The 19,308-nt window shown below is 58.5% G+C and carries 19 protein-coding genes; 16 read left to right on the top strand and 3 right to left on the bottom strand.

Annotation, left to right across the window (positions count from 1 at the left end; genetic code table 11):
• Positions 1-42: 42 nt before the first annotated feature.
• The 3 genes from dgoD (at position 43) to ACM6I0_RS25410 (ending at position 3,552) form a co-directional block, all read left to right on the top strand.
• Positions 43-1,191, top strand: a complete 1,149-nt coding sequence (gene dgoD, locus ACM6I0_RS25420) for a galactonate dehydratase (RefSeq protein WP_090186690.1) — start codon at positions 43-45, stop codon at positions 1,189-1,191.
• Between the two features lie 186 nt (positions 1,192-1,377).
• On the top strand, positions 1,378-2,688 hold the full coding sequence (locus ACM6I0_RS25415) for an MFS transporter (protein WP_285430463.1): 1,311 nt from the start codon (positions 1,378-1,380) through the stop codon (positions 2,686-2,688).
• 60 nt (positions 2,689-2,748) lie between these two features.
• Positions 2,749-3,552, top strand: coding sequence for an IclR family transcriptional regulator (locus ACM6I0_RS25410; protein WP_054613878.1), 804 nt, complete (start codon positions 2,749-2,751; stop codon positions 3,550-3,552).
• On the opposite strand, the gene ACM6I0_RS25405 is transcribed toward ACM6I0_RS25410, so the two are convergent.
• Positions 3,549-4,601, bottom strand: coding sequence for an NAD(P)-dependent alcohol dehydrogenase (locus ACM6I0_RS25405; RefSeq protein ID WP_285430464.1), 1,053 nt, complete (start codon positions 4,599-4,601; stop codon positions 3,549-3,551). The two genes, ACM6I0_RS25410 and ACM6I0_RS25405, sit on opposite strands and share 4 nt — an antisense overlap.
• 191 nt (positions 4,602-4,792) lie before the next feature.
• On the opposite strand from ACM6I0_RS25405, the gene ACM6I0_RS25400 reads away from it, so the two are divergent.
• Positions 4,793-5,683: an AraC family transcriptional regulator gene (locus tag ACM6I0_RS25400; protein WP_285430465.1), complete on the top strand. Its 891-nt coding sequence runs from the start codon at positions 4,793-4,795 to the stop codon at positions 5,681-5,683.
• A gap of 182 nt (positions 5,684-5,865) precedes the next feature.
• Here the strand turns inward: ACM6I0_RS25400 and ACM6I0_RS25395 are convergent, their stop codons facing one another.
• Positions 5,866-7,530 carry an electron transfer flavoprotein-ubiquinone oxidoreductase gene (locus ACM6I0_RS25395; RefSeq protein WP_259152625.1) on the bottom strand — a complete coding sequence of 555 codons (1,665 nt, stop codon included), beginning with the start codon at positions 7,528-7,530 and terminating at the stop codon, positions 5,866-5,868.
• A 546-nt stretch (positions 7,531-8,076) separates the two neighbouring features.
• Here ACM6I0_RS25395 and ACM6I0_RS25390 point away from each other — a divergent pair.
• From ACM6I0_RS25390 to ACM6I0_RS25345, 10 genes are all read left to right on the top strand, one after another.
• A complete protein-coding gene (locus ACM6I0_RS25390; protein ID WP_090186674.1) occupies positions 8,077-8,826 on the top strand; it encodes an electron transfer flavoprotein subunit beta/FixA family protein in 750 nt (249 codons plus the stop codon).
• A complete protein-coding gene (locus ACM6I0_RS25385; RefSeq protein WP_285430468.1) occupies positions 8,827-9,756 on the top strand; it encodes an electron transfer flavoprotein subunit alpha/FixB family protein in 930 nt (309 codons plus the stop codon).
• A gap of 81 nt (positions 9,757-9,837) precedes the next feature.
• Positions 9,838-10,674 carry a substrate-binding periplasmic protein gene (locus ACM6I0_RS25380; RefSeq protein ID WP_414923568.1) on the top strand — a complete coding sequence of 279 codons (837 nt, stop codon included), beginning with the start codon at positions 9,838-9,840 and terminating at the stop codon, positions 10,672-10,674.
• Between the two features lie 9 nt (positions 10,675-10,683).
• Positions 10,684-11,040 (top strand): DUF4398 domain-containing protein, encoded by a 357-nt coding sequence (locus ACM6I0_RS25375; RefSeq protein WP_285430470.1) that lies wholly within the window; start codon positions 10,684-10,686, stop codon positions 11,038-11,040.
• Positions 11,037-11,849, top strand: a complete 813-nt coding sequence (locus tag ACM6I0_RS25370; protein WP_285430472.1) for an OmpA family protein — start codon at positions 11,037-11,039, stop codon at positions 11,847-11,849. Before ACM6I0_RS25375 ends, ACM6I0_RS25370 begins: the two co-directional genes overlap by 4 nt.
• A gap of 201 nt (positions 11,850-12,050) precedes the next feature.
• Positions 12,051-13,490 carry a PLP-dependent aminotransferase family protein gene (locus ACM6I0_RS25365; protein WP_285430473.1) on the top strand — a complete coding sequence of 480 codons (1,440 nt, stop codon included), beginning with the start codon at positions 12,051-12,053 and terminating at the stop codon, positions 13,488-13,490.
• An 89-nt stretch (positions 13,491-13,579) separates the two neighbouring features.
• A complete protein-coding gene (locus ACM6I0_RS25360; protein WP_285430475.1) occupies positions 13,580-14,050 on the top strand; it encodes a translation initiation factor 2 in 471 nt (156 codons plus the stop codon).
• A 162-nt stretch (positions 14,051-14,212) separates the two neighbouring features.
• Positions 14,213-14,467, top strand: a complete 255-nt coding sequence (locus tag ACM6I0_RS25355; protein WP_285430476.1) for a YkgJ family cysteine cluster protein — start codon at positions 14,213-14,215, stop codon at positions 14,465-14,467.
• 41 nt (positions 14,468-14,508) lie between these two features.
• Entirely contained in the window at positions 14,509-15,114 is a 606-nt protein-coding gene (locus ACM6I0_RS25350; RefSeq protein ID WP_285430478.1) for an START domain-containing protein, read from the top strand.
• 283 nt (positions 15,115-15,397) lie between these two features.
• Positions 15,398-17,491, top strand: coding sequence for an LTA synthase family protein (locus ACM6I0_RS25345; protein WP_285430479.1), 2,094 nt, complete (start codon positions 15,398-15,400; stop codon positions 17,489-17,491).
• Positions 17,492-17,552: 61 nt separating this feature from the next.
• Here ACM6I0_RS25345 and ACM6I0_RS25340 read toward each other — a convergent pair whose 3' ends face one another.
• A complete protein-coding gene (locus ACM6I0_RS25340) occupies positions 17,553-17,711 on the bottom strand; it encodes a DUF3309 family protein (protein ID WP_285430663.1) in 159 nt (52 codons plus the stop codon).
• A 278-nt stretch (positions 17,712-17,989) separates the two neighbouring features.
• Between ACM6I0_RS25340 and ACM6I0_RS25335 the strand changes: the two genes are divergently transcribed.
• Together ACM6I0_RS25335 and ACM6I0_RS25330 are read left to right on the top strand one after the other, a co-directional pair.
• Positions 17,990-18,805: an SDR family oxidoreductase gene (locus ACM6I0_RS25335; RefSeq protein ID WP_285430481.1), complete on the top strand. Its 816-nt coding sequence runs from the start codon at positions 17,990-17,992 to the stop codon at positions 18,803-18,805.
• Between the two features lie 64 nt (positions 18,806-18,869).
• Positions 18,870-19,202 carry a YnfA family protein gene (locus ACM6I0_RS25330; RefSeq protein WP_285430482.1) on the top strand — a complete coding sequence of 111 codons (333 nt, stop codon included), beginning with the start codon at positions 18,870-18,872 and terminating at the stop codon, positions 19,200-19,202.
• Positions 19,203-19,308: the final 106 nt, after the last annotated feature.

Genomic DNA, 19,308 nt, shown 5'->3' with positions numbered 1-19,308 from the left:
TTTTGGCGCCGAGCGCGCTGCATCTAATAAGAGAGGCAATAGATGAAAATCACCAAACTCACCACCTTCATCGTTCCGCCGCGCTGGTGCTTCCTCAAGATAGAAACCGACGAGGGCGTGACCGGTTGGGGCGAGCCTGTGGTCGAAGGTCGCGCGCACACTGTGGCGGCTGCCGTTGAAGAATTGTCCGACTACCTGATCGGCAAAGACCCACGCAACATTGAGGACATCTGGACCGTGCTGTATCGCGGCGGCTTCTACCGTGGCGGCGCGATCCACATGAGCGCGCTGGCCGGCATCGACCAGGCGTTGTGGGACATCAAGGGCAAGGCCTTGGGGGTGTCGGTCAGCGATCTGCTCGGTGGTCAGGTGCGGGACAAGATTCGCGTCTATTCGTGGATTGGCGGCGACCGCCCGGCAGACACCGCGCGTGCGGCGAAAGAGGCGGTCGAGCGTGGTTTCACCGCCGTGAAAATGAACGGCACCGAAGAGCTGCAATTCCTCGATTCCTTCGAGAAAGTCGACCTGGCCCTGGCCAACGTCGCCGCCGTGCGTGACGCGGTCGGCCCGAACGTCGGCATCGGCGTGGATTTCCATGGCCGGGTGCACAAGCCCATGGCCAAGGTCCTGATGAAGGAACTCGACCCGTACAAATTGATGTTCATCGAAGAGCCAGTGCTCAGCGAAAACTACGAAGCGCTGAAGGAACTGGCACCGCTGACCAGCACCCCGATTGCCCTCGGCGAGCGCTTGTTCTCGCGCTGGGACTTCAAGCGTGTGCTCAGCGAAGGTTACGTCGACATCATCCAGCCGGACGCGTCGCACGCCGGTGGCATCACCGAAACCCGCAAGATTGCCAACATGGCCGAAGCCTACGACGTGGCATTGGCGCTGCATTGCCCGCTGGGCCCGATTGCACTGGCGGCGTGCCTGCAACTGGACGCGGTTTGCTACAACGCGTTCATCCAGGAGCAGAGCCTGGGCATTCACTACAACGAGAGCAACGACCTGCTCGATTACGTGAAAGATCCACGGGTGTTCGACTACGACAAAGGCTTCGTGAAGATCCCGAATGGCCCAGGCCTGGGCATCGAGATCAACGAGGAATACGTCATCGAACGCGCCGCCGTCGGCCACCGCTGGCGCAACCCGATCTGGCGTCATGCCGACGGCAGCTTCGCCGAGTGGTGAGTTTTATCTGACCCACCGCAAACCCCTGTGGGAGCGAGCTTGCTCGCGATAGCGGCCTGACATTCAGCATTGATGTCGACTGACTCGCCCTCATCGCGAGCAAGCTCGCTCCCACATTTGATCTCCATGGTTAGCGAGATCTGCGTTTCACATCGACCTCAATAAACATAAGAAGAGGCATCCCTCATGCAACCGCAATCCCTCGCAGGGCAGGCGTCGTTGGTGACGCCCAGTCGCAAGCGTTTTTTCATCATGGTCCTGCTGTTCATCACCGTGGTGATCAACTACCTGGACCGCAGCAACCTGTCCATCGCCGCCCCGGCACTGACCAGCGAACTGGGCATCGACCCGATCCATGTCGGGCTGATTTTTTCAGCGTTCGGCTGGACCTACGCCGCCATGCAGATTCCCGGTGGCTGGCTGGTCGACCGGGTGCCACCGCGCATTCTCTACAGCGTTGCCTTGCTGCTGTGGTCGGTTGCCACCGTGATGCTCGGCTTCGCCGCCAGCTTCATTGCGCTGTTCGTGTTGCGCATGGCGGTCGGTGCCCTGGAAGCGCCGGCCTATCCGATCAACAGCCGCGTGGTTACCACCTGGTTCCCTGAGCGCGAACGCGCCACGGCCATCGGTTTCTACACCTCCGGGCAATTCGTCGGCCTGGCGTTCCTGACACCGGTGCTCGCCTGGCTGCAGCATGAGTTCGGCTGGCACATGGTGTTCGTCAGCACAGGTTTAGTCGGCATTCTCTGGGCGGTGATCTGGTACGCGGTGTATCGCGAGCCACGGGATTTCAAAGGTGCCAACGACGCCGAAATCGACCTGATCCGCGAAGGCGGCGGGCTGGTGGATATCCAGGCCGAGCAAGCCAGGGTCAAGGCCAAATTCAGCTGGACCGATCTCGGCATCGTGCTGACCCAGCGCAAGTTGTGGGGCATCTACCTCGGTCAGTTCTGCCTCAACTCGACGCTGTGGTTTTTCCTGACATGGTTCCCGACCTACCTGGTGAAATACCGCGGCATGGACTTCATCAAGTCCGGCCTGTTGGCGTCTCTACCGTTTCTCGCGGCCTTTGTTGGCGTGCTTTGTTCCGGTTTCTTCTCCGACTTCCTGATCCGTCGCGGCTACACCGTGGGGTTCGCTCGCAAATTGCCAATCATTGGCGGTCTGTTGATTTCCACCTCGATCATCGGCGCCAACTTCGTCGAGTCGACGCCACTGGTGATTGCCTTCCTCGCGTTGGCGTTCTTCGGTAACGGCCTGGCCTCGATCACCTGGTCGCTGGTGTCCACGCTGGCTCCAGCGCGCCTGCTCGGCTTGACCGGCGGGGTGTTCAATTTCATCGGCAACCTGGCGGCGATTACCACGCCGATTGTCATCGGTTTCCTCGCCACCGGTGATTCGTTCGCTCCTGCGATCACCTATATCTCGGTTCTGGCGTTGATTGGCGCGCTTTCCTACATCTTGCTGGTCGGCAAAGTCGAGCGTATCAAGTTGTAGTGACCGCCGTCGGGCGACCATAATGCCGCCCGTTCACTCGCTCAACGGTAAAGGCTGGATATGCAGGAAGACGCCCCAAAAATCGCCAAGGATGCCGCGCCGACCGGCACCCAGACACTGCTTCGCGGTCTGGGTGTGGTTCAGGCTGTGGCCAGTGGCGCCCGCGACCTCAAGGAAATCGCCCGGTTGATCGGCACGACACGCAGCACCACCCATCGTCTGGCCAGTTGTCTGGTGGACGAGCGCTATCTGCGCGTGGTGCCGCAGGTCGGATATCTGCTGGGGCCGAAGCTGATCGAGCTGGGTTTTCAGGCGCGCGAAGAACTGCCGTTGGTGACGTTGGCGGGTCCCTATCTGGATGAGTTGTCGGCATTGACCGGCGACACCATTCACTTGGCGATACGTGAAGGCGACGAGGTGCTGTATCTGCACAAGAATCCGGGGCGCAATGGCCCGGAAATGCGCTCGCGGGTCGGCCATCGGATGCCGTTGGCGCGTACCGGGATCGGCAAGGCACTGATGCTCGATGACACGCAGGAAGATTGGAAAAGGCTGTACGAAGTCAGTCTGCCAGCGGGTGGGAAAAATCAATTCTGGCCGCAGCACCCGGAGCAATCCTGGGAGCAGTTCCAGCAGCGCATGATCGAGTATGTCGCGGGCGGTTATGCCTTCGACCTCGAAGACAACGAACCGTCGATCCGCTGTGTCGCGGCACCGATCCGCGATGCCAGCAAGCGCATCGTCGCTGGCATCAGCATTGCCAGCACCGTGCCGTACATGCCGCTGGAAAAAATGGCCGAGCTGATTCCCCTGATCAAAGGGGTCACGGCCCGGCTCTCGGCGGAGCTTGGCGCTAAGGTTTAGACTTTCAGCGTCGCCATGTCGATCACGAAACGGTACTTCACATCACCGGCAATCATGCGGGTGAACGCTTCGTTGATCTGATGGATGTCGAGCATTTCGATGTCGCAGGTGATGTTGTGCTCGGCGCAGAAATCCAGCACTTCCTGGGTTTCGGCGACGCCACCGATCAGCGAACCGGCCAGTACGCGACGACCCAATACCAGTTTGGCGGCGTGGACGGGTGGATCGATCGGTTCGATCAATCCCACCAGAATGTGCACGCCGTCGAAACGCAGGGTATCGAGGTAGGGGTTGAGGTCGTGCTGCACCGGAATGGTGTCCAGCAGGAAGTTGAAGTGCCCGGCAGCGGCTTTCATCTGTTCGGCATCGGTGGACACGATCACATGGTCGGCGCCTTGGCGACGACCTTCTTCAGCCTTGCTCGCCGAGCGGGTGAACAGCGTCACTTCCGCGCCCATTGCCTTGGCAAACTTGATGCCCATGTGGCCGAGGCCGCCCATGCCGAGAATCCCGACCTTATCGCCCGCTTTCACGCCGTAATGCTTGAGCGGCGAGTAGGTAGTGATGCCGGCGCAAAGGATCGGCGCGGCGCTGGCCAGGTCGAGTTTTTCCGGGATTCGCACCACGAAGTGTTCGCTGACCACGATGCTGTCGGAGTAACCGCCCATGGTGTTGCTGCCATCGACCCGGTCCGGGGTGGCATAAGTCATGGTCGGACCTTCGAGGCAGTATTGCTCCAGGTTCGACTGACAGGCTTCGCAGCTGCGGCAGGAATCGACCATGCAGCCGACGCCAACCAGATCGCCGATTTTGTGCCGGGTGACATTCGCACCAACGGCGGTAACTTTGCCTACGATCTCGTGGCCAGGCATCAGCGGGTAAACGGCAATGCCCCACTCGTTGCGGGCCTGATGGATGTCGGAATGACAGACGCCGCAGTAGAGAATGTCGATGGCAACGTCGTCAGCGCGAGGGCTGCGGCGTTCGAATTTTACCGGGGCGAGGGGAGTGGTGGCCGACTGGGCGGCGTATCCGATGGCGGTGTACATGAGGAACCTCGCAAGAGCAGTGACAGGTGAGGCGACGCATTTTGGGCGCCGTGCCGGCTACCGGCCATGGCGATTCCTCCGGGTGTCATGCCTAATCCTCCGGCATCAGCCTTTGATGGGGTGCATTGGCGATCAGACCTGCGATGATGCTTTCATCCCTTTTTCCGCGACTTTTTTGGTGCAGAGCTCTCATGTTGTTAACCCGTCATCTCGACGCCAATGCCACCTTGGTTTCGTTGATCCAGCCGCTGACCACCCGCGACGGCTTCGCCCCTACGGCGTTGCCGGGCGTGCAGGTTTTGCGGGCCAGTTGTGATGTGGCGCGTGGTCCACAGATCTACGAGCCGAGCCTGGTGATCATCGCCCAGGGCAGCAAACTGGCGTACCTGGGCCCGCGAACCCTGGAGTATGGCGCCGGGCATTATCTGATCCAGGCGTTGCCGGTGCCTTTTGAGTGCGAAACGTTTTCAGCGCCGGATGGGCCGATGCTCGGGGTTTCGATTGCCATTGATCGGGTTTTGCTCGGTGAATTGGTGTTGGCCATGGGGTTGGCGCCTAGGCGCAATATTGCTGCGCAAACGCCAGACTCGATGACCTCGGCCGTGCTCGACGATGACATGCGCGGTTGCGTGGAGCGGTTGTTGCGTTGCCTGCACGATCCGCAGGAATGCCAGATCATGGGGCCGGCGCGATTGCGCGAATTATTGTTCGTCGCGTTACGCGGTCCGCAAGCGGATGTATTGCGGGCACTGGTGGAGCAGCAGGGGCAGTTCGCCCGGATTGCGGCCTCGCTCAACCATCTGCACGGGCACTACACCGAACCGCTGAACGTCGAGACGCTGGCCAGTTGCGCGAACATGAGCGCGTCGACTTTCCATGAGCATTTCAAACGCAGCACCTTGTTGTCGCCGGTGCAGTACTTGAAGCGCTTGCGCTTGCTCAAGGCGCAGCAATTGTTGCTCGCCGAAGGCCTGGGGGTGGCGCAAGCGGCGCATCGGGTGGGGTATCAGAGCACGTCGCAGTTCAGTCGCGAGTACAAGCGCTACTTCGAGCGCAATCCAGGCGATGAACGCGCTGCTTGAGTAATCGATTAACCCTGTGGGAGCGAGCTTGCTCGCGATAGCGGTATATCAGTCGACATCTATGTTGAATGGTCGGGCGCCATCGCGAGCAAGCTCGCTCCCACAGGGGATTTGTGGTGTGGATAAAATATCGGGCAACAAAAAGGCCCCCGTTCGGGAGCCTTGATGTTCAGGCGTTCGGCTTACATGTTCGGGTAAGTCGGGCCGCCGGCACCTTCCGGCGCCACCCAGGTGATGTTCTGTGCAGGGTCCTTGATGTCGCAGGTCTTGCAGTGAACGCAGTTCTGGGCGTTGATCTGGAAGCGTTTTTCGCCGTCTTCCTTGGTCACCACTTCGTACACGCCGGCCGGGCAATAACGCTGGGCTGGCTCATCGTACAGCGGCAGGTTCTTGCCGATCGGGATGCTCGGGTCGGTCAGCTTCAGGTGGCACGGCTGTTCTTCTTCATGGTTGGTACCTGAGATGAACACCGAGCTGAGTTTGTCGAAGCTGATCTTGCCGTCGGGTTTCGGGTAGTCGATCTTCTTGCAGTCCGCCGCGAGCTTGAGGCAAGCGTAATCCGGCTTGGTGTCGTGCAAGGTGAACGGCAGTTTGCCGCCGAAGATGTTCTGGTCCAGCCAGTTGAAACCGCCGCCGACGATGGCGCCGAACTTGTGGATCGCCGGGCCGAAGTTGCGGCTGGCGAACAGTTCGTCGTAGAGCCAGCTCTTCTTGAACGCGTCGACGTAGGTGGTCAGTTCTTCGGTGCCGTCTTTCTCGGCGAACAATGCGTCGGCCACGGATTCAGCGGCGAGCATGCCGGACTTCATCGCGGTGTGGCTGCCTTTGATCTTGGCGAAGTTCAGAGTGCCCAGGTCGCAACCGATCAGAGCGCCACCCTTGAACACCATCTTCGGCAGCGAGTTCAGGCCGCCTTTGCAGATGGCGCGTGCGCCGTAGCTGATGCGCTTGCCGCCTTCCAGGTACTGCTTGAGCACCGGGTGATGCTTGAGGCGCTGGAACTCGTCGAACGGCGACAGGTAGGTGTTGCTGTAGGAAAGATCGACAATCAGGCCGACGACCACCTGGTTGTTTTCCAGGTGATAGAGGAACGAGCCACCGGTGTTTTCGGTGCCCATGATGTCCATCGGCCAACCGGCGGTGTGGACCACCAGGCCAGGCTGGTGCTTGGCTGGATCGACTTCCCAGATTTCTTTCAGGCCGATGCCGTAGTGCTGGGCATCAGCCTCGCTGTCGAGGTTGAAGCGCTTGATCAACTGCTTGCCGATGTGGCCGCGGCAACCTTCGGCGAACAGCGTGTACTTGCCACGCAGTTCCATGCCCGGGGTGTACAGGCCTTCTTTCGGGTGACCTTCGCGGTCTACGCCCAGATCACCGGTGATGATCCCGCGCACCACGCCGTTCTCATCGAACAGCGCTTCCTGGGCAGCGAAGCCCGGGTAGATTTCCACGCCCAGGTTCTCGGCCTGCTGGGCGAGCCAGCGGCACAGGTTACCCAGGGAGATGATGTAGTTGCCTTCGTTGTGCATGGTCTTGGGCACAAAGAAGTCTGGAATTTTTTGCGCGCTGTCGGCGTTCTTGAGAACGAAGATGTCATCGCGGGTGACTGGCGTATTCAGCGGAGCGCCGAGTTCTTTCCAGTCCGGGAACAATTCGTTCAGGGCGCGGGGTTCGAAAATCGCGCCGGAGAGGATGTGAGCACCGACTTCGGAGCCTTTTTCGACCACGCAGACGCTGATTTCCTTACCGGCTTCAGCGGCCTTCTGCTTCAAGCGGCAGGCGGCGGAAAGACCAGCGGGGCCGGCACCGACGATGACGACGTCGAATTCCATGTATTCGCGTTCCACAGGTTATCTCCTACTCAAGGCTCAACAGTTTTTTTTCTAATTGGAGGTTTGGTGTCGCATCCATGAATGACTGCTCAACGCGCAGCACGGACAATCGATTGACCACCTTTCTCTTTGGGTGGCGCATTATATCTACACCACTCCTAGCGTCCAATACAAACGTTTGTTTGAATTGGCTCAAAGCCAGAGAAATCAAAGTCACGCGGCTTATGAACGGCCATTTTGCCGTATTGACCGGAATAAGCGTTCCGGTCAAGATACGGTCGGTTTTGCGCTCGCCGTAGGCTGACTGTTGGTATCAAGAGCACCTCTAAAGACAGGGCGATGGCAGTACAAGGTGATTTGTTGCGCAGGTTTGGCGCGCAGTTTACACGCCACGATAATAAATGACTTGTCGGTCACTACTGACGAACGGTCATCTGCCTCGTGAGCAAGGTCACCCGATACACCTGCCAGCGTTTTTAGAGGTGCCCTTGCGCCGATGAGCATCAAACCGCCAGGTTCGCCTAGGCGACTTTCTTTTCACCGGAGAGTAACGAGGAATCCATGAAGGTTCTTGTAGCTGTCAAACGCGTTGTGGATTACAACGTCAAGGTTCGCGTCAAGGCGGACAATTCCGGCGTCGACCTCGCCAACGTCAAGATGTCGATGAACCCGTTCTGCGAAATCGCAGTGGAAGAAGCCGTACGCCTGAAAGAAAAAGGTGTTGCGACTGAAATCGTCGTCGTCTCCGTCGGCCCGTCTACCGCTCAAGAGCAACTGCGCACAGCGCTGGCTCTGGGGGCCGACCGTGCCATCCTCGTCGAATCCGCTGAAGATCTGACTTCCCTGGCCGTTGCCAAGCTGCTCAAGGCTGTTGTCGACAAGGAACAGCCTCAGCTGGTGATCCTTGGAAAACAAGCCATCGACAGCGACAACAACCAGACTGGCCAGATGCTCGCTGCATTGAGCGGCTACGGTCAGGGCACCTTCGCGTCGAAAGTCGAAGTGTCCGGCGACACCGTTGCCGTGACCCGCGAAATCGACGGCGGCGCGCAGACAGTTTCCCTGAAGCTGCCAGCCATCGTCACCACCGACCTGCGTTTGAACGAGCCGCGCTATGCGTCTCTGCCAAACATCATGAAAGCCAAGAAGAAGCCTCTCGAAGTGCTGACTCCGGACGCTTTGGGCGTTTCCACCGCCTCCACCAACAAGACCGTGAAAGTCGAAGCGCCAGCTGCACGCAGCGCGGGTATCAAGGTCAAGTCGGTGGCTGAACTGGTCGAGAAACTGAAAAACGAAGCGAAGGTAATCTAAATGACTATCTTGGTTATTGCTGAACACGACAACAAAGTAGTGGCCCCGGCCACACTGAACACCGTGGCTGCCGCTGCAAAAATCGGTGGTGACATCCACGTGCTGGTTGCAGGCCAAGGCGTTGGCGCCGTGGCTGAAGCCGCTGCGAAAATCGCTGGCGTGACTAAAGTGCTGGTGGCCGACAACGCCGCCTACGCTCACCAGTTGCCGGAAAACGTTGCTCCACTGGTTGCCGAGTTGGGCAAGGGCTACAGCCACATCCTGGCTGCCGCCACTTCCAACGGCAAAAACATCCTGCCGCGCGTTGCCGCTCAGCTGGACGTTGACCAGATCTCCGAGATCATCTCGGTCGAAAGCGCTGACACCTTCAAGCGTCCGATCTACGCCGGTAACGCCATCGCCACCGTTCAATCGAACGCTGCCGTAAAAGTCATCACCGTGCGTGCCACCGGTTTCGACCCGGTTTCCGGCGAAGGTGGCTCCGCTGCCGTTGAAGCGGTTGCTGCTGCGCACGACGCTGGCACTTCGAGCTTTGTCGGCGAAGAACTGGCCAAGTCCGATCGTCCTGAACTGACCGCTGCCAAGATCGTTGTTTCCGGCGGTCGCGGCATGCAGAACGGCGACAACTTCAAACACCTGTACGCCCTGGCCGACAAGCTGGGCGCTGCCGTCGGTGCTTCGCGCGCCGCGGTCGACGCAGGTTTCGTACCCAACGACATGCAGGTCGGTCAGACCGGCAAGATCGTTGCTCCACAGCTGTACATCGCCGTCGGTATCTCCGGCGCGATCCAGCATCTGGCCGGCATGAAAGACTCCAAAGTGATCGTTGCGATCAACAAGGACGAAGAAGCGCCGATCTTCCAGGTGGCCGATTACGGCCTGGTGGCGGACTTGTTCGAAGCCATCCCTGAGTTGGAGAAGCTGGTCTAATCCGGCTGCTTCACTTATAAAGAGCCCGACCTGTTGGTCGGGCTTTTTTTTTGTTCCGGATTTGAGTGGGAGAGTGTCGCCATGGATCTGCGCCGCGTGTGTGGCTGGTCATTGCTGTTTGGCCTGACAATGTTGCCGGCGCTGTCCAATGCCGCGGGCAAGTGCGAACGCCTGGTGGTGACCGGTAGCCCGGACGCACCACCGTACCTGTGGCAAGACCCGCAAAACCCCAAGCATTTGATCGGTGCCAGCGCTGACCTCTTGCAACAGGTGGCGGGGGAGATGGGCATCAAGGTCGAGCTGCTTTATGCCGGCAAGCGCGCACAGGCACTGGATGAAGTGCGCAGCGGACGCATGGACATGTTGGCCGATGCGTCACTGACCGTCAGTGAACTGGACACCCTGGACTATATCCATCCACCGCTGCTGGAAAATGATTACCTGGTCTGGACCCGCAAGGACTCGGCACTGGTCTACAACCAAGTGCAGGATCTCCATGGCCATCCCGGTGCGCTGTCGGAAAAGTCTCGAATGACCCAGGCATTCGGCACTTTCGCCGAGCAGCAATTGACCCTCCTGCGTACTCCAAACCTGACCCAGGCCTTTCAGAAATTGCTGCTGGGGGAGGTGGAATTCGTCCTCGCCGGGCGCTACTCGGGCATGGCCGCCGCGCAGGCGCTGAGCATGGCCAATGACCTGATCCCTCGCCCGCAACCGGTCGACAAGCCCGGACTGTTCCTCGCGGTTTCCCACAACTCTGCCTGCAACGATCCTTGGTTGCGCGGACAGCTGGCCAAAAAGATGACAGAATTGCCCGCGTCCGGACTGACGGAGGCTGTGTTGCAACGCAACATCGAGCGCTGGAAAGCGCAGCAGCAACAACCGCAGCAACTGCCTGTCAGTACCCCAAAACAGTAGGGATTTTTAGTGAGTATTCGACCTCTTTTCGCTGCCCTGGCCGTTCTGGCTCTGGCGGGTTGTGCAGCCGATCCGGCGCCGAATGAACAAATACGCTTGACCGAACAGACCCTCGAACAAGCCAAGGCCGTTGGCGCCAACGCCGACGATGTGCCGGAACTGAAGCTGGCCGAAGAAAAATTCTCTCGCGCCCAAGGCGACATGGCCGATCATTCCTACAAGCATGCGCGCATGCGGGCCGAACAGGCCGAGCTGGATGCGCGCCTGGCTGAAGCGAAGGTGCTGACCCTCAAGAGCGAGGAGCAGTTGAACGTGCTCAACACCCGCATCACTCGTCTGCGCAAGCAACTGGGAGATGCCCAATGAGCCTCACGTCCAAAGCACTCGGCGGTTTGATCCTGGCAGGTTGCGCGAGCCTTTATGGTTGTGCCGGTCAACACAGCGAGACCGCGCTGCAGCAAGCCGGCCAAGACTTCCAGAAGGTCAAGGAAGACTCCAACGTGCTGCGAATCGCTCCCAAGGATGTGATCCGCGCCGGCGAATCCCTGGCCCGCGCCGACCGGCTTTCCAGCTATTGGGGCAGCGGCGCGGACGTGGTGCATTACGCCTACCTGAGCCAGCGCTACAGCGAAATCGCGCGTGAACACACCAATCAAGTGCTCAACGAAGAGCGCGCGACGAAGCTCGAACTGGAGCGTCAACGCCTGCAACTGGCCTTGCGTGAGTCCAAGTTGCTCAGTGTGCAGCAGCAGGGCAAGTGGCTCGAAGAACAGATCGTTGCACTGGCGACCACGCAGACTGATCGCGGCCTGGTGATGACCCTGGGTGACGTGCTGTTCGATACAGGTGAGGCGGAGTTGAAGAACTCGGCGAACCGTGTGGTGCTCAAAATCGTGCAGTTCCTGCAACTCAATCCCAAGCGTGTGGTTCGCATCGAGGGCTACACCGACAGCACTGGCGGCAAGCAGGAGAACCTCAAGCTGTCCCTTGACCGCGCGCAGTCGGTAGCGGATGTGCTGATGGACCTGGGTATCGACGATAAACGAATCAAAGTCGAAGGCTACGGCGATGATTACCCGGTGGATGTGAACGCTTCCGAGCGTGGTCGCGCGCAGAACCGACGGGTGGAGATTGTGTTCTCCGACGAAAAAGGCCAGCTCGGCGCCGCTCGCTGAGGGCTGCGTCACTGGAAAACCCGGCCTGCCTGTCAGCGCCGGGTTTTTTTACGCCTGCCAATCGCTTCACAAAGCAGTACAGTTTTTGCTGACACTGCACTGTATGGTCGACTATTGTGGCAACTGTCCCAGTACACTTCTAAACTGTTCCGGTATTGTTTCACACAAGAATAAAATGCCCGTGAAATCGAGTGCTGCGTCATGACCAATCTCTTGCTCTACCAACGTATTGCTCAGCAACTGGCCGAAGACATCCGTCGTGGCGTCTATCAGCCGGGGGAGCGCGTGCCTTCGGTACGCAAGATGAGCTCGCAGCTCAACGTCAGTCATGCGACCGTGTTGCAGGCTTACGCCAACCTTGAGGATCAGGGGCTGATCCGCGCCCGGCCACAATCGGGTTACTACGTGCACCAGACGCCGGCCCTGACCGCGCCGACACCGGATATCGCCCGGGTTGAGCGCCCGGGCCTGGTCACGCGTAGCAGCATCATTCAACAAGTGTTGGTCGAGTCGCGCCGCGAGGGTGTTTTTCCCCTGGGGGCGGCGGTGCCAAGCGTCGACTACCTGCCTGTCCGCGCCTTGCACCAGCAGTTGGCCAAAGTCACCCGTTTCCATAGCCCGCGGGCTTTCAGCTACATGTTCAGCCCCGGTTTCGAGCCGTTGCGCCGACAGGTGGCGATCCGCATGCGTGATGCCGGTGTAGTGGTCGACCCCTCCGAGGTAGTGATCACCCACGGTTGCGTTGACGCGTTGCAGATGTCACTGCGGGTGCTGACCCGGCCGGGCGACCTGATCGCCGCCGAATCACCGACCTATTACGGATTGCTGCAACTGGCCGACCTGCTGGGCCTCAAAGTCATTGAAATCCCGAGCGACCCGGCGTCCGGCATGAGCCTGGAAGCCCTGCAATTGGCGGCCAACCAGTGGTCGATCAAGGCGCTGGTGCTTACCACGCGTCTGAGCAATCCGCTAGGCGGCACCATGCCTGAAGAGCGGCAGAAGCAACTGCTGCGCCTGGCCTCGGATTTCGATATCCAGATCGTCGAAGACGACATTTATGGCGAGCTGATGTTTGAGCAGGGACGCACCAAGTCTCTGAAAGCCTATGACCGGCTGGATCGCGTGATTTATTGCTCAAGCTTTTCTAAAACCCTGTCACCGGGCGTGCGGATCGGCTGGATGATCGCCGGCAAGTATCAGCAGGAAATTCAGCGTTTGCAGACCTTCAGCACGCATTCGGCGTGCAGCGTCACGCAAATGGGGATCGCCGCTTACCTGGAGAACGGCGGTTACGACCGTCACCTGCGCTACATTCGTCAGGAATATCGCAAAAACCTCAGCGCCTTCCAGCTGGCCGTGCAGCAGTATTTTCCGGAAGGCACGCAAATGACCCGGCCTACCGGCGGTTTTATTCTATGGGTCAGTCTGCCGGGGCGGGTTAACACTCAGGAACTGCATGTGCGTGCTTTGCAGCAAGGCATCAGCATCGCGCCGGGGTTGATTTTCAGTAATACCGAGCAGTTCAATCATTGCATTCGGCTGAACTGTGGCACGCCGTGGAACCGTGAAGCCGAGCGTGCATTGATGACATTGGGAATGTTGGCGACTCAACTTTGCCAGGAGATGGCCGGCGGCATTTAAAGGGACGGACTGTTCAGGCGTGTCCATGCTTGTCTTGTTGCCTGCAACAGGCGAGCATATGGCCCTCTGCCGTTAGCCCTGTTGGGTCCATGAAACCGATTTATCCTGCCGTGTGGCTGTCCTTATGCCTGTTGATGACCTTTCATGCCGAAGGCGTCATGGGCGCTTCCGTTCAGGAAAAACCGACAGCCAGTACATCCTCGAAGAAAGCAGCACCTGTAAAAAAAGTCGCGCCGGTGAAAAAAAAGCCGACGGTGAAAAAGCGTCCACCCATTGCCTCCAAATCGAAATCGGCCAGCGAAGTGGTGAAAACCCAACTTCCTCCGGTAAAGCTGGACTTGAGCTTGCCTCAAGGCATGGTTGAAGAGCTGAAGCCGATCGGAACGGTGCCATTGCCCCGGCACGATGCGGTGTTGCCACAAATGTTTGGTGACAAAGCGAGCAGCAGCCCGTTTCAGCTCAACGGCCGTCTGCTCAACAACGAAATGCAGTTGCAACGGCGTAACGAAGAACGCCGGGATGTCGAAGGCGCAGCACTGGATTTCGAGTTCAAGCGGTAAACGACGCTGATTCGTGACCCCCGACCCAGACGCTTTGTCGGAGACTGGTCAGTCACGCTCGTTTGAGTGCAAAAACCCCGGTCCAGGTAATTTTAAACGGCTGTTTTAACGGTTACTCTGTGCCTCGTCCATTAACACATTGCCCCGCGAGGAGCTTTCGTCATGAAGTGCCGTGAAGGCTGTGGCGCCTGTTGCATTGCCCCTTCCATCAGTTCGCCGATTCCCGGCATGCCCAATGGCAAAGCCGCTGGCGAACGTTGTATCCAGCTATCTGTCGATAATTTGTGCCGTCTTTTCGGAATGCCGGAGCGTCCTGCCGTCTGCTCGGCATTTGCAGCCGATGTCGAAGTCTGCGGAAGCAGCAGTGACGAAGCGATCAAGTTGCTGGGTTGGTGGGAGCAAGTAACGGCGGCGTGATGTGTTCAACGAACGGAACTTCAACAATAAGGAATAAGACTATGGGTTCGCTGCATCGTATGGCTGTGCTGTGTGGTTTGACACTGGTGCTGGCTACCTCGGCGGCACACGCCGAAGACTGGAAAGTTGCCAAGAACGAAGACGGTATCAAAGTATCCCTGAGTGAAGTGCCCGGCTCTGACTACAAGGCCTATCAAGGCGTTACGTTGATGAAAACCACCGTCGCCAAACTGCGTGCATTGCAGGAAGACGTGGCCGGTGCCTGCGCCTGGATTCACGAATGCAAGACTCAGAAACTGCTCAAGCACGAAGGCGATCAGAATTGGACCTACACCCAGTTCAATACCCCATGGCCAGTGACTCCGCGTGATTCGGTGTTGCACGTCACCACCATTGAAGGCACCGACGGCAGCCTGACGCGCAAACTCGAAGGCGTGCCGAAATACATTCCGGAAGAAAAAGGTTTTGTGCGGGTCACCAAGGTCGAAGGTTTCTGGAAGTTCGTACCCAAGGGGGATCAGGTCGAAGTGACCTATCAGGTGCACACCGAGCCGGGTGGCAGCATCCCGTCGATGGTGGCCAACAAGTTCGTGGTCGATGCACCGTTCAACACCCTCAAAGCCTTGAAGCAACGCGCCGAGAAGTAATCGCACGGCGTTTGATGTAACGCCCCGACTTTCGGGGCGTTTGCGTTTCTGAGGAGGGTGAAAAAGGTTTATTTTGTTTCTGGATATACGTTGCACGAAATTTTCACAAAGCCTCCAAGACAATCCGCCCGATCAGCTTGCCAAACAGTAATCATTGGCAATGATGCAGGTGATCGTGCAACATTTGCGCACCGCGCAAGCCCCGGGGCCGAGAACTGGCCGACAGAGGGCCGGGCACCACTTTATTTTTGTAACTTCAACTTCCAATGGGTCCTAAAACGACATGGCAAACCCGGACGCCCTGAGTCAGCAGCGAGCTTCTAGTCGCCTGCTGCAACCGACCGTCAAATCGCACCTGGCCTACACGCTGCTGTGCGCTTTTGTCATGATGGTCATGTTCAGCCTGCTGCGCGTTGCGCTGCTGGTCTACAACCGCTCGATGATTCTTGATACACCGGCCTCGACCTTCCTTGAAGCGTTCGCCAACGGCCTGCGTTTCGACCTGCGTCTGGTGGTCTACCTCATCGTTCCGTTGCTGCTGGCGTTGTTCAGTGCACGGGCCATGGCGGCACGCGGTTTTTTCCGCCTTTGGCTCACCGTCGCTTCGAGCATCGCGTTGTTCCTCGGCTTGATGGAAATGGACTTTTACCGCGAATTCCACCAGCGCCTCAACGGTCTGGTCTTCCAGTATGTGAAGGAAGACCCGTCTACCGTGATGAGCATGCTCTGGTATGGTTTTCCGGTGGTTCGCTACCTGCTGGCCTGGGCCTTCGGCACGCTGATCCTGACCCTCGCGTTCAAGGGCGCGGACCGCGCGACCCGGCCTCGTGGCCCATTCAGCGGCGGCAGCATCGGCACGCGCCAGATCGCCCCGTGGTATGCACGCATCGCGGTATTCGTGGTTTGCCTGATGATGTGCGTAGTTGCCGCCCGCGGTACTCTGCGTCAGGGGCCGCCATTGCGTTGGGGTGACGTCTACACCACCGATTCGAACTTCGCAAACCAGTTGGGCCTCAACGGCACGTTGCAACTGATTGCCGCCGCCAAGAGCCGGATGTCGGACGAGCGCAGCAACATCTGGAAAGCCACACTGGACCAGCCACTGGCCCAGCAGACCGTACGTGACATGTTGCTGACACCCAGCGACAAACTGGTTGATGCAGATATTGCCGCCGTCCGTCGCAACTTCACCCCGAATGCCGACAAGACCCTGCCGATCAAGAACGTCGTGGTGATCCTGATGGAAAGCTTCGCCGGTCACTCGGTTGGTGCATTGGGACGTCCGGGTAACATCACGCCGTCTTTCGACGCACTGTCCAAAGACGGTCTGTTGTTCGACCGCTTCTTCTCCAACGGCACGCATACCCACCAGGGCATGTTCGCGACCATGGCCTGCTTCCCGAACCTGCCAGGTTTCGAATACCTGATGCAGACCCCGGAAGGCAGTCACAAACTGTCTGGCCTGCCGCAGTTGCTCAGTGCCCGTGACTATGACGATGTGTACGTCTACAACGGCGATTTCGCCTGGGACAACCAGTCGGGCTTTTTCAGCAACCAGGGCATGACCAACTTCATCGGGCGTAACGACTTCGTTAACCCGGTGTTCTCCGACCCGACCTGGGGCGTGTCCGACCAGGACATGTTCAACCGTGGCCTGGAAGAGTTGAAAGCGCGCGATGGCAAGGACAAAAAACCGTTCTATGCCTTGTTGCAAACCCTGTCCAACCACACGCCATATGCCTTGCCAACACCGTTGCCGGTCGAGCGTGTCACTGATCGTGGCACCCTTAACGAGCACCTGACCGCCATGCGCTACTCCGACTGGGCGCTGGGGCAGTTCTTCGAGAAGGCGCGCAAAGAGCCGTACTTCAAGGAAACTCTGTTCGTGATCGTCGGCGACCACGGTTTCGGCAACGAGCAGCAGATCACCGAAATGGACCTGGGACGCTTCAACGTTCCAATGCTGATGATCGCCCCGGGCATTCAGGACAAATTCGGTAAGGTCGACCATACCGTGGGCACTCAGATCGACATCGTGCCGACCATCATGGGGCGTGTCGGTGGCGACGTGATTCATCAATGCTGGGGTCGTGACTTGCTGAACCTGCCGGAAGGCGACAAGGGATTCGGTGTGATCAAACCTTCGGGCAGCGATCAAACCGTCGCGTTGCTGACAGCGGATCGTATACTGGTCCTGCCTAAGGACATGCCGCCCAAGCTGTATCAATACGAGCTGGGCGCCAATCCTAAAGGTGACGTGATTCCAGAGTCGGCCGATGAAGCGGCCCTCAAGCAGAAACTTGAAGCGTTCTTGCAGACCGCGACCAAGAGTTTGCTCGACAACACCGCCGGTGTGGTAGACGGCAAGCCGGATTAAAATTTTCGGCAATAAAAAAGAGGCCCTTTTTCAAGGGCCTCTTTTTTTGTCTGTTAGATCGTTAAATCCTGCCGAGTAACAGCAGAATCAACAGCACTACCAACACCACGCCGATAATACCCGACGGGCCATAACCCCAACTTCTGGAGTGTGGAAAGACCGGCAAACCACCTACCAGTAGAAGAATCAGAATAACGATAAGAATTGTGCCCATGTCTATTTCCTTGTTGGAAGTGTTTCGAAGTGACCTAGCTTTAAACTGTCAGCTGGAAGGCATTTAATTCAAGCTGCTTATAACGTCCGACTGGCGCGTGGGGCAGAAAATTCCAAGTTTTTTTAATGTTTTTCGAAGAAAGGCTTATTTCGTTTTTGCAACGTTAATTGATGCAGGCTCGCCGTGGTTTGCTCGGGCCATTCAGCAATCTGATGGAGCGTGGGTCGGGCAATGTCCTTCGCTACACTCAGCGCATCTTTCCCGGAACGACAAGGCTGTTTGCTATGCAAAATCGCATGATGATCACTGGCGCGGGCTCAGGCCTGGGTCGCGAAATCGCGCTGCGCTGGGCGCGTGAAGGCTGGCAGCTGGCCTTGTCGGATGTCAGCGAGCCTGGCCTGCAAGAGACCCTCAAACTGGTCCGGGAAGCCGGCGGTGACGGTTTTATCCAGCGTTGCGATGTGCGCGATTACAGCCAGCTAACGGCCTTCGCCCAGGCGTGCGAAGAGAAACTGGGCGGCATCGATGTCATCGTCAACAACGCGGGCGTGGCCTCGGGCGGTTTCTTCAGTGAGCTGTCACTTGAAGATTGGGATTGGCAGATCGCGATCAACCTGATGGGCGTGGTCAAGGGCTGCAAGGCTTTCCTGCCGCTGCTGGAAAAAAGCAAAGGCAAGATCATCAACATCGCTTCGATGGCCGCACTGATGCAAGGCCCGGCCATGAGCAACTACAACGTGGCCAAAGCCGGCGTCGTGGCATTGTCCGAAAGCTTGCTGATCGAATTGGCACAGCAGGAAGTGGGCGTGCATGTGGTCTGTCCTTCGTTCTTCCAGACCAACCTGCTCGACTCCTTCCGCGGCCCAACCCCGGCCATGAAAGCCCAGGTCGGAAAATTGCTGGAAAGTTCGCCGATCACCGCGACCGACATTGCCGATTACATCTACGAGCACGTTGCCGCTGGCGAATTCATGATCCTACCCCACGAACAGGGCCGCATGGCGTGGGCGCTCAAGCAGAAAAACCCACAACTGCTCTACAACGAAATGACCGTCATGGCCGACAAAATGCGCGCCAAGGCCAAACAAAACGCGGGCTGAACTTGCCCCTGCGCAACACCCTCGTTAGGGTGGCCGCAATCGGCCATCCTCGCGAGACGTTTGCATGCTCAATTACTTGTGGTTTTTCCTCGCGGCGTTGTTTGAAATCGCCGGGTGCTTCGCGTTCTGGATGTGGCTTCGTCAAGGTAAAAGTGCATTGTGGGTCGTGCCGGCACTGATCAGCCTGACCTTGTTTGCGGTGTTATTGACCCGGGTCGAAGCGACTTACGCCGGCCGCGCCTATGCCGCTTACGGTGGCATCTACATTGTCGCGTCGATTGGCTGGCTGGCGGTGGTCGAGCGGATTCGTCCGTTGGGCTCGGACTGGCTGGGTGTGGCGTTGTGCGTGATCGGGGCCAGCATCATTTTGTTCGGCCCGCGCTTCTCCGCCTCCTGATGCTGGATTGAACCGATTTGTCAGACGTTTCCGTCGGGGGGAATCGTCGTGCGCTGTAGGGCAGGACTGATTTGCCTTCGCTGCATTGAAGACCGGCTGTGCGACG

Source organism: Pseudomonas sp. IT-P294, from assembly GCF_949767865.1.
In the GTDB taxonomy this organism is placed as follows: domain Bacteria; phylum Pseudomonadota; class Gammaproteobacteria; order Pseudomonadales; family Pseudomonadaceae; genus Aquipseudomonas.
The sequence above is the reverse complement of the archived record's forward strand: the minus strand, read 5'-3'. Positions and strand labels throughout refer to the sequence as shown.